Annotated in this window: 9 protein-coding genes; 1 reads left to right on the plus strand and 8 read right to left on the minus strand. The window is 62.8% G+C overall.

The window, feature by feature from the left end; translation table 11 throughout:
* Nucleotides 1-12: 12 nt before the first annotated feature.
* From QRN10_RS06230 to QRN10_RS06250, 5 genes are all read right to left on the minus strand, one after another.
* Complete coding sequence (locus tag QRN10_RS06230; RefSeq protein ID WP_181080245.1) at nt 13-1,260, minus strand: ABC transporter permease; 1,248 nt, start codon at nt 1,258-1,260, stop codon at nt 13-15.
* A 95-nt stretch (nt 1,261-1,355) separates the two neighbouring features.
* Nucleotides 1,356-2,396, minus strand: coding sequence for an ABC transporter substrate-binding protein (locus QRN10_RS06235; RefSeq protein WP_253509604.1), 1,041 nt, complete (start codon nt 2,394-2,396; stop codon nt 1,356-1,358).
* A 44-nt stretch (nt 2,397-2,440) separates the two neighbouring features.
* Nucleotides 2,441-3,553 carry an ABC transporter ATP-binding protein gene (locus QRN10_RS06240; protein WP_040267156.1) on the minus strand — a complete coding sequence of 371 codons (1,113 nt, stop codon included), beginning with the start codon at nt 3,551-3,553 and terminating at the stop codon, nt 2,441-2,443.
* Between the two features lie 225 nt (nt 3,554-3,778).
* Nucleotides 3,779-4,408 carry a response regulator gene (locus QRN10_RS06245; RefSeq protein ID WP_034101058.1) on the minus strand — a complete coding sequence of 210 codons (630 nt, stop codon included), beginning with the start codon at nt 4,406-4,408 and terminating at the stop codon, nt 3,779-3,781.
* An 18-nt stretch (nt 4,409-4,426) separates the two neighbouring features.
* Complete coding sequence (locus tag QRN10_RS06250) at nt 4,427-6,421, minus strand: PAS domain-containing sensor histidine kinase (RefSeq protein WP_181080243.1); 1,995 nt, start codon at nt 6,419-6,421, stop codon at nt 4,427-4,429.
* Nucleotides 6,422-6,498: 77 nt separating this feature from the next.
* Here QRN10_RS06250 and QRN10_RS06255 point away from each other — a divergent pair, with 77 nt between their 5' ends.
* Nucleotides 6,499-7,473, plus strand: a complete 975-nt coding sequence (locus tag QRN10_RS06255) for an alpha/beta hydrolase family protein (RefSeq protein ID WP_285428023.1) — start codon at nt 6,499-6,501, stop codon at nt 7,471-7,473.
* 28 nt (nt 7,474-7,501) lie between these two features.
* Here QRN10_RS06255 and QRN10_RS06260 read toward each other — a convergent pair whose 3' ends face one another.
* The 3 genes from QRN10_RS06260 to QRN10_RS06270 are packed head-to-tail and all read right to left on the minus strand — an operon-like array spanning nt 7,502 to nt 9,967.
* Nucleotides 7,502-8,269 carry a TerB family tellurite resistance protein gene (locus tag QRN10_RS06260; RefSeq protein WP_266247062.1) on the minus strand — a complete coding sequence of 256 codons (768 nt, stop codon included), beginning with the start codon at nt 8,267-8,269 and terminating at the stop codon, nt 7,502-7,504.
* A 1-nt stretch (nt 8,270) separates the two neighbouring features.
* Complete coding sequence (gene murU / locus QRN10_RS06265; protein WP_285428024.1) at nt 8,271-8,945, minus strand: N-acetylmuramate alpha-1-phosphate uridylyltransferase MurU; 675 nt, start codon at nt 8,943-8,945, stop codon at nt 8,271-8,273.
* Nucleotides 8,942-9,967, minus strand: a complete 1,026-nt coding sequence (locus QRN10_RS06270) for an aminoglycoside phosphotransferase family protein (RefSeq protein ID WP_253509607.1) — start codon at nt 9,965-9,967, stop codon at nt 8,942-8,944. Before QRN10_RS06270 ends, murU begins: the two co-directional genes overlap by 4 nt.
* Between the last annotated feature and the right edge of the window lie 37 nt (nt 9,968-10,004).

A 10,004-nucleotide genomic window follows, 5' to 3' on the forward strand; every position in this document is an offset into this window, starting at 1 on the left:
CGCAACGTCTCCTCAGCTCAGGCGCAGGCGGCTGGCGCCTACCAGCCGGTTGTAGATCAGGTACAGCAAAACCGTCGCCAGCAGCAGCAGGCCGCCCAGCGCCGTGGCCATGCCCCAGTTGATGCTGGTGTTGGTATAGAAGGCCACGAAGTAGCTGACCATCTGGTCGTTCGGGCTGCCCAGCAGCGCCGGGGTGATGTAGTAACCAATCGCCAGGATGAACACCAGCAGGCAACCGGCGCCGACGCCGGCGTAGGTCTGCGGAAAGTACACGCGCCAGAAACTGCTGAACGGATGGCAGCCCAGGGAAATCGCCGCACGCATGTAGGTCGGCGAGATGCCCTTCATCACGCTGTAGATCGGCAGAATCATGAACGGCAGCAGGATATGCACCATCGAGATATAGACTCCGGTGCGGTTGAACACCAGCTCCAGAGGCTTATCGATCAAGCCCATGCTCAACAGCGCGCTGTTGATCAGGCCACCGGATTGCAGCAGCACGATCCATGCCGCCACCCGCACCAGGATCGAGGTCCAGAACGGCAGCAGCACCAGGATCATCAGCAGGTTGCTTTTGCGCGCCGGCAGATTGGCCAGCAAGTAGGCCAACGGATACGCCAGCAGCAAACAAATGGCGGTGATCACCAGACCCATCCAGAAGGTGCGAGCGAAGATATCCAGATAGATCGCCTGGTCTGGAGTGGCCGGCGCCACTTCGCCGAGGTCGTCGATACGGTGATCCACGGCCGCCAGCAGGTAAAAAGGCGTGACGCTGCTGGTATTGCGCCGGATCGCCTGCCAGTACGCCGGGTCGCCCCAGCGCTCATCAAGGTTTTCCAGCGCTTCTTTATAAGAGGCGGGCGCGTCGGTAAACGGCAGCGCCCGCGCGGTTTTAGTCAGCAGGCTGCGATAGCCGGCCAGTTCCATGTTCAAGCGCTTGGACAGATCGCCCAGGGTCTGGTTTTTGCGCGCCTCGCCCAAGTCCTCGCTGAGGGCCTGGTACACCGGCTCACCCGGCAGGCCACGCCCGTCCCACGCCTTCACCGCCACCACGGTACGCGGCAAACCGCCGACCACTTCCGGGTTGCCGACGCTTTTGTAGAGCAGCGCAACAATCGGCACCAGGAACACCAGCAGCAAAAACAGCACCAGCGGCGCAATCAAAGCCTGGGCTTTCCAGCGATTGAGCCGCTCCGCACGCGCCAGGCGCTGCTTGAGGGTGGGGCTGTCGACCTCGTTAGAGGGAACGGCGATGGCCATGGCTGACTCCGAAACTTGAAAATGAATGCAATCTCTCACACACAAGAAATCCCCTGTGGGAGTGGGCTTGCCCCCTCCCACAGGGTTATGCGGTGTTACTTGGCAGCCCAGGAATTGAAGCGCTGCTCAAGCTGCTCGCCGTTATCCGCCCAGAAGCTCACGTCGATCTGCACCTGGTTGGCGATGTTTTCCGGGGTGGTCGGCATGTCCTTGAGGATGTCCTTGGCCAGCAGCGGGACGGCCTGGGTATTGGCCGGGCCGTAGGCGATGTTTTCCGAGTAGGTCTTCTGCTGCTGCGGCGCGACCGAGAAAGCGATGAATTTCTTCGCCGCTTCGGCACGGTCCTTGGCCAGGCCTTTTGGAATGGCCCAGGCGTCGAAGTCGTAGATACCGCCGTTCCACACCACTTTCAGGTTGCTTTCTTTCTGCACGGCGGCGATGCGACCGTTGTAGGCCGAGCTCATCACCACGTCACCGGAGGCCAGGTACTGCGGCGGTTGTGCGCCGGCTTCCCACCATTGAATCGACGGTTTGAGTTCATCGAGTTTCTTGAACGCACGGTCCTGGCCATCTTTGCCGGCCAGCACTTTGTAGACGTCCTTCGGCGCAACGCCGTCGGCCATCAGCGCGAATTCCAGGGTGTATTTGGCGCCTTTGCGCAGGCCGCGCTTGCCCGGGAATTTCTTGGTGTCCCAGAAATCCGCCCAGCTGGTTGGCGCCGAAGTCAGTTTGTCAGCGTTGTAGGCGAGCACCGTCGACCATACGAAGAAGCCCACCCCGCACGGCTGGATCGCGCCCTTCACGTAGTCGGCGGTGTTGCCAAACAGTTTCGGGTCCAGGGGCTCGAACATGTCTTCGTCACAGCCACGGGACAGTTCCGGCGACTCCACTTCCACCAGGTCCCAGGACACGCTTTTGGTGTCGACCATGGCTTTGACCTTGGCCATTTCACCGTTGTATTCACCGGCGACGATCTTGCCGTTGCCTGCGCTTTCCCACGGTGCGTAGAAGGCCTTGACCTGCGCCGCCTTGTTCGCGCCGCCGAACGACACGACGGTCAGGTCCGGGCCGGCCATGGCATGCGTTGCGCCCATCAAGCCAATTGCCAGGGCCGAATACTTCAGGGATCTCAACATTGTTGTTCTCTCCACGTGCAGGGTTGGTGAAGCCATGGGGGCGATCAATTCGCCTCTAGAAGTGGGTCGAGTGCGCGAACGTGCTCGACTTGCCAGCCAATCGGTACCACGTCGCCGACGGCCAGGGCTGGGTCCAGCTCGGCGATCGGTTGTTTCACAAAAAAATCGGTCTTGCCGCAGACTTCCAGGCGCACGCGCACGTGGTCGCCCAGGTAGATGAACTCCGCCACGCGCCCTGAGAAGCGATTGACGCAGCTTTCGCTGGAGCCATTGAGGCTGACGCGTTCCGGGCGCACCGACAGCGTCACCGGGCCGCCGACCTGGCCGACGTTCACCGCCAGCGCCTCGACCTTCTCGCCCCGCGCCAGCTCAACCACGCAACGTTCGCCGCTGCGGCTGTGCAGGCGGCCGTTGAGACGGTTGTTTTCGCCAATGAAGTTAGCCACGAAGGTATTCTTCGGCTCTTCATACAGGGTGCGCGGCGCGGCGATCTGCTGGATCTCGCCCTGGTGGAACACCGCCACGCGGTCGGACATGGTCAAGGCTTCGCCCTGGTCGTGGGTCACGTACACCACGGTCACCCCGAGGCGCTGGTGCAGGTGCTTGATCTCCATCTGCATGTGTTCGCGCAGTTGCTTGTCGAGTGCGCCGAGGGGTTCGTCCATCAGCACCAGTTGCGGTTCGAACACCAGCGCCCGGGCCAAGGCCACGCGCTGTTGCTGACCGCCGGAGAGCTGCGCCGGGTAGCGCTGGGCGAAGGCGTCGAGCTGGACCATGCTGAGCACGCGCTTGACGCGCTCGCTGATGTCGGTCTTGCTCAAACCGCGCACCGACAATGGGAATGCGAGGTTCTCGGCAACGGTCATGTGTGGGAACAACGCGTAATTCTGGAACACCATGCCGATATCGCGCTTATGCGGCGGCACGTTGTTGATGGAGCGCCCGGCCAGCTGGATTTCACCGGCGGTCGGTGTTTCGAAACCCGCGAGCATCATCAGGCTGGTGGTCTTGCCCGAGCCGGAAGGCCCAAGCAAGGTGAGGAACTCGCCCTTGCGAATCTCCAGGTTGAGGTCTTTGACGATCAGGTTCTCGCCGTCGTAGCTTTTCTGCACGCCACGAAAGCTGACCAGCACATCATTTGAATCCACCTCGCTCATACCCGCACCTTTTATTTTGGACTGCTGTGGCACAAGCGTAGTCCAGGCGCGAAGCCCCGGAAATCGGGGGCCAGGAGAGAATCACATCAGCCGGTTGGAAGGTTGGGGGTAGGGATCGCCCTACACCGATGGCGGGCACCGGACAGTGCGGCGGCAAGACCCCCGCTGCAAGCGGCAAGAATGGGTGCGGCGCGGTTTTGCGGGGTGTCGCAAATAGATATGCCGCTACAGAAGCTTGTGTTCCATGGCGTACCGCACCAGCTCGGCCAGGGAGGTGATATTAAGCTTCTGCATCAGGCGCGCCTTGTGGGTGCTGATGGTCTTGCTGCTGAGGGCCAGTTGCTGGGCGATGTCATTGACATTGGCGCCCTGCGCCAGGCGTTCGAACACCGAGAACTCGCGCTCCGAAAGCAATGAATGCAGGGGGCGGGCATCGGTGAGGCCGACTTCGAAGACCATCCGGTCGGCCAGGTCAGGGTCGATATAACGCCCGCCGGCCGCCACCTTGCGAATCGCCGTGAGCAGCAACGCCGGATCACTGTCCTTGGTGGCGTAGCCGGCGGCGCCGACCTTCAAGGCCCGCGCGGCCATCTGCGCTTCGTCATGCATCGACAGCACCAGGATCGCCGGCGGGTTGTTCAATGCACGAATCCGCGCAATCGCTTCCAGGCCATTGACGCCGGGCATTGAGATGTCCAGCAGCACCACCTCACAGGCGACGTGGCGCAGCGTCTCCAATAACTGCTCGCCATTGCTCGCCTCCCCCACCACCTGCAGGTCTTTGGCCAGGCCGATCAATTGCTTGATGCCTTCACGGACGATGGTGTGGTCTTCGGCTACCAGTACACGTATCACAAGGGCTTCCTCTTATTGTCAGGCATCCAACGGCACCGTCACGCTCAGGGTGGTGCCCTCCCCCTGCTCGCTGTGCAGGCTCAGTTGGCCGCCCATGATCAACACCCGCTCGCGCATGCCGACCAGGCCGAACGAGGTCGCTCGACCTTGGGCCGGAACGAAGCCGACACCATCGTCACTGATGGTCAGGCGCAGGTCGGCACCTTCGATCGCCAGGCTCAGTTCCACAGTATGCGCCTGGGCATGGCGCATCACATTGGTCAGTGCCTCTTGCAGGATGCGAAACAGGCCGACGGCCTTGGCGTCGCTCAGCGCCGGCAGGTTATCCGGCACTTGCACCAGGCAAGGAATGTGCGTGCGCGCTTCGAAGCGCCGGGCCTGCCACTCGATGGCCGAGGCAATGCCTGCGTCGAGAATCGGCGGGCGCAACGCGGTAGCCACGTCGCGCACCAATTGGAACAGCTGAGCGATCAGGCGCTTCATGCTGTTCAAGCGCTCATGCAGGCCGGGGTCCAACTGCGCGTAGGCCAGCTCGCACATGGAGGTTTCCAGCTTGAGCACGGTGAGCATCTGCCCGAGTTCGTCGTGTACTTCCCGGGCGATGCGGGCCTTTTCTTCTTCGCGCACGGTTTCCAGGTGGGCCGACAGCTCGCGCAGTTGCGCCTCGCTTTGCAACAGGGCGGCCAGGGTGCGGCGCAGTTCGGTGACGTCGTTGAGGTAGACCACCAGGTATTCGGCGTCGGCAAAGCGTACAAAACTCAAGGAGACGTTAGCCGGCAGGATGCTGCCATCGGCGCGCACACAATCGGTGGCGAAATTCTGCGGCCCCTCTTCGCTGGCCCGCGCGCGCTTCCACAGGTTGAGCCAGCGGTCCATGTCCAGCGTGGGGTCAAGGTCGACCAGCGGTCGCTCGATCAAAGCGCCGGGGCCATAACCGAGCATGGTCTCGGCCGCCCGGTTGGCATAGCGTACATGGCTGTCCCAGTTGACCCAGAGAATGCCGACAGTGCTTTGATCGATGGAAAACTGCGTCAACCGTAACGCCTGGGCACCGGCGGCGCGGGCGGCGCTTTCTTCACGGGCGGCCAGCAGATCGTGTTCCAGCTGGCGCTGGTGGCGGCGCTGCCAGACCACCACCGCCAGGCTGGCGAGCAGCAGCAGGCCCAGCAACAGGCTGAGGTTTTGCCACAGCCCGGGAGATTGCGACAGCCGAGGGTATTGGGGCTGCAGCCAACGGGTGTGCAGTTGGTCCAGGTCACGGGCGGGGATGGCGCGCAGCGCGCTTTCCATGATGCCGGCCAGCTGCGGCCATTCGCGGCGGGTGGCCACGCGCAAGAGTTGCGGCAGGCCGATATCGCCCACCACCGCCAGCCCGGCGAATTCCGCCTCCGCTGATAAACGGCTCAGTTGCGCTTCATCCACCACGGCGTAGCGCGCCTGCTGGCTGACCAGCAACTGCAGGGCCTGACGCTCCATGGGCACGCCTTGCAGATTCAGATTGGGGTACGTGCTGCGCAGGTAATCGGCCACGGCGCTGGGCATGCGCACCGCGACGCGAGATTGATCATCGAGTTTTTCCAGCTCCACCGCACCGCCGCCCTCGCGAATGCCGACCACACGCTGGGGCACGCGCATGTAGGGGTCGCTGAACAACCACAGGCGCAGGCCGGCCGGGGTTTGCTGCAGGCCGGGCGCGATGTCCACTTCACCTTCGCGCACAGCCTCTTCGAGCTGCTCCTGAGAGGGAAAATTGCGCCAGGTCAGCTCGATATTCAGCGCCTTGGCCAGCCACTGCATCAACTCAACGTTGGCCCCGGACAAGCGCTGCAGGCGCCGATCGTATTGCGCATAAGGCGCTTGCAGCACCACACCCACTCGCAGTTCCGGGTGCGCCGCCAGCCATTCGCGCTGCTGCGCGGTCAACTGCGCCGGCCCGACGGCAGACGCGGGAGCGGCGTTTGCCATCAAGGCAACGCACCAACAGCCGATAACCAGCAGACAGCGAAAACCCATGATCCACGTCTCACATCACTGACAAATACTGACCAACCCATTAGGCTGCTGGAATCACTTCTGGCCGGGAATTAACGATGCCCTTTCACCACCGCTCGGCACTGCCAGCATTGTGCCTGTCGCTGCTTTTTACCAGTGCCTTTTCCGTACAGGCCGCTGACGCTCCCACGCCAGAAGCCGAAAAGCCCGTGGAACGCCAACCTCTGCCCGAACGCAGCCAGGCAGAGGCCAGCGCTCTGGAACGCAAAATCCCGCAACAGGAGCAACAGCAATTACAGGCAGGCAGCGATTCTTTCCTGGCCCTGTGGAAACCGGCCAACAGCGCCGAACCCGAAGGTCTGGTGATTATCGTACCGGGCGCCGGTGAAAATGCTGACTGGCCGCAGGCAATCGGCCCGTTGCGCCGCAAATTGCCGGACGCCAATTGGGGCAGCCTGAGCCTGTCGTTGCCGGACGTCAGCGTAGACACGCTGCCGCCGCGTGTCATGGAAGCGCCCAACGCCACGGTCGACACCAGCAGCAAGGAAGCCAGCACCGCCGACAAACCCATCGAGCAAGCCGCCAGCGCCGAAGCCGAGGGCACCGACCCTTCGGTGGTTCCGGGTGCCGACGAGCAGGATAAAACCGATGCGTCGCGTATCTTTGATCGCATCGACGCCGCCGTGGCGTTCGCCCAGACCCAGAGCGCACGCAGCGTGGTACTGCTCGGCCATGGCACCGGGGCCTGGTGGGCCGCGCGCTACTTGAGCGAGAAGCAGCCGGCCCAGGTGCAGAAACTGGTCATGGTCGACGCCAAGACACCCCACGGCCGGCAGCCGGATGTGCAGCAACTGGCCCCAGGCTTGAAACTGCCGACCGCCGATGTCTTCTATCAGGATATCCCGCAAGCCAGCAAAAACGCCCTGGCCCGCCTGCAAGCGGCCAAGCGTTTGAAGAATGACGGCTATAAGCAGGTGTCGCTCAAGACCCTGCCCGGCAACAGCGCCGCCGAGCAGGAGCAGCTGTACCGCAGGATCCGCGGCTGGTTAAGCCCCCAGGCCAACACAGATTGAAGAACAGCACTCCCTTGAACGGCGGCGACTAACGAAAATCCCGGCGTTCGCGAATCAATGCGTAGGCGCTATGCAACTCGCGCGTGCGTTCGGTAGCTTCACGCACCTGCGCCGGGCTGGCGCCGGTGCCGGCGATCTTGTCCGGGTGGTGACGGCTGAGCAGGCGGCGATAAGCACGCTTGATCGCCGACGGTTCCGTGGTAGCCGTTACTCCGAGCAGGCGCAAGGCGTCTTGATAACTCGCGCCTCGGTTCGCCAACGGCTTGCGCTCGGGGGTGTAGTCAGCGGCCAGAGCCTTGAGCTGTTGCGGTGTCCAGCCGAGCCAGCGGCCCCATTGATTGATCAGATCGCGCTCCGCATCGTCCGCGCGACCGTCCGCCCAGACCATCCGCCAACACGCTCGCAATACGCCTTCGGCGGCATGGGGTTGAGCCTTGAGCACGCGCAGGTACCTGCGCACACGGTCAGAACCGGACTTGCCCCGGTTGAACGCCGCAATCGCCCGACGCTGGGCCGATGCGCTCATGTCCAGCGCGCGCATCTCTTGCCGCGCCTGCTGGATATGCCCGTCCACCACGCGACCATTGCTCTTGGCCAGCCGCCCCAACAACACAAACAGCAATTCGTCATTGCGTAACGCCGGGCGGCCGCCCAAGCGTTCGCGCAACTGCGCCCAACTGTGCAGTTGCAGGCGACGATCCAGCGCCTGCCCCAACAGCGCCCCTAACAAAGCCCCCGGAATACTGGCAATGGCATAGCCAGCCCCGGCGCCGATCAGCGTCCCTGGCCACAACATGCTACTGCCCCGCTGTGAGCAGGGTTTCGACTTGCGCCAAGCGCTCCAGCGTGCCGACATCAATCCAGCGTCCTGCCATGTGCTCCCCCGTTACCTGACCTTTCGCCATGGCCGCCCGCAACAGCGGCGCCAGCTTGAAGGCACCCGCGCTGCAACCCGCGAACAACTGAGGGTGGAGCACGGAAATGCCACTGAAGGTCAGGTTATCGGCACCGGGCGCCGCATCATGAAGCAGACTGTGATCCAGGTAGAAGTCACCACCCGACGGGTGATGCGCCGGGTTATCGACCATGACCAGGTGCGCCAGGCCCTGGAGCGGCTGCTTGAGCCGGCTGAAGTCGTAATCGGTCCAGATATCGCCATTGACCACCAGGAAGGGTTCGTCTCCTAACAAAGGCAGTGCCTGGAAAATCCCGCCGCCGGTCTCCAGCGGCTCGCCTTCTGGGGAGTAACGGATGCGCAGACCAAATTGCGCGCCGTCGCCCAGGTAGCTTTCGATCTGCTGGCCAAGCCAGGCATGGTTGATCACGATGTCGGTGAAACCGGCCCTGGCCAGCGCCTCCAGGTGATACTCGATCAAGCGTTTGCCGCCGGCCTGCACCAGCGGCTTGGGCGTGTGCAAGGTGAGCGGACGCATCCGCTCGCCTTTGCCGGCGGCCAGGATCATGGCCTTCATACCACCGCCTCCGCGGGCTGGCGCAGGCTGGTCAACAATTCGGAGAGTTCGCTCAGCTCCGAACGCTCAGCCAAGACCGCCTCTATAAAGGCGAAGAAGCGCGGCACGTCCGCCAGATAACGAGGCTTGCCGTCGCGATGGCAAATACGCGCAAAAATACCGATCACCTTGAGGTGGCGCTGCACGCCCATCAGGTCGCTGGCACGCAGGAACTCATTGAAATCCGTCTGCACCGGAATACCCAGTTGCACGGCGCGCTCCCAATAAACACGCTGCCATGCCCGCACACGGGCCTGGGGCCAGCTGAGAAAGGCGTCCTTGAACAGGCAGGTGATGTCGTAGGTGACCGGGCCGTAGACCGCATCCTGGAAATCCAGCACGCCGGGGTTCGGCTCGCTGATCATCAGGTTGCGCGGCATGTAGTCGCGGTGCACCAGCACCTTCGGCTGCGCCAGGGCGCTGTCGATCAACCGGTCGCTGACGCGCTGCCAGAGCGCCTGTTGCTGGGTATCCATGTCGATACCCAGGTGGCGGCGCACGTACCACTCGGGAAACAGTTCCAACTCGCGACGCAGCAGGGCGACGTCGTAACTGGGCAGCGGTGCATCCATTGGCAACTGCTGGAAGGCCAGCAAGGCATCGATGGCGTCGGCGAATAATTGATCGGCGTTGTGCTCGTCGATCACGTCCAGGTAGGTTTTTGTGCCCAGGTCATTGAGCAAAAGAAAGCCTCGCGGCAGATCCTGCGCATAAATTTTTGGAACATTTATGCCCGACGTCGCAAGTAAATGGGCGATATCGACGAAAGGTTTGCAGTTTTCCTGGGGGGGCGGCGCGTCCATTACCACGAAAGTCCGGCCACCGCCCTCCCATCGAAAGTACCGCCTGAAACTCGCGTCGCTGCTGGCCGCGGTCAATGTGGCCGGGGGTACGACGCCCCAGTCCTGAGCGTTGAAAAGGATCGGCAACTGCTCATCCAGCCAGACTTTCAGCTGTTGTAAACGTAGATCTTGCTCGGGCATTACAAGGGTCTCCGACGGCGCTAGCCGTCAAGCGGGT

It is taken from the genome of Pseudomonas sp. lyk4-R2A-8 (genome assembly GCF_030209095.1).
GTDB lineage: Bacteria > Pseudomonadota > Gammaproteobacteria > Pseudomonadales > Pseudomonadaceae > Aquipseudomonas > Aquipseudomonas quebecensis.

Coding starts and splice junctions, on each gene's coding strand:
- murU (WP_285428024.1), bottom strand. CDS start 8,945: ATGAAGGCCATGATCCTGGCCGCCGGCAAAGGCGAGCGGATGCGTCCG.
- QRN10_RS06255 (WP_285428023.1), top strand. CDS start 6,499: ATGCCCTTTCACCACCGCTCGGCACTGCCAGCATTGTGCCTGTCGCTG.
- QRN10_RS06235 (WP_253509604.1), bottom strand. CDS start 2,396: ATGTTGAGATCCCTGAAGTATTCGGCCCTGGCAATTGGCTTGATGGGC.
- QRN10_RS06230 (WP_181080245.1), bottom strand. CDS start 1,260: ATGGCCATCGCCGTTCCCTCTAACGAGGTCGACAGCCCCACCCTCAAG.
- QRN10_RS06270 (WP_253509607.1), bottom strand. CDS start 9,967: ATGCCCGAGCAAGATCTACGTTTACAACAGCTGAAAGTCTGGCTGGAT.
- QRN10_RS06260 (WP_266247062.1), bottom strand. CDS start 8,269: ATGTTGTGGCCAGGGACGCTGATCGGCGCCGGGGCTGGCTATGCCATT.
- QRN10_RS06240 (WP_040267156.1), bottom strand. CDS start 3,553: ATGAGCGAGGTGGATTCAAATGATGTGCTGGTCAGCTTTCGTGGCGTG.
- QRN10_RS06250 (WP_181080243.1), bottom strand. CDS start 6,421: ATGGGTTTTCGCTGTCTGCTGGTTATCGGCTGTTGGTGCGTTGCCTTG.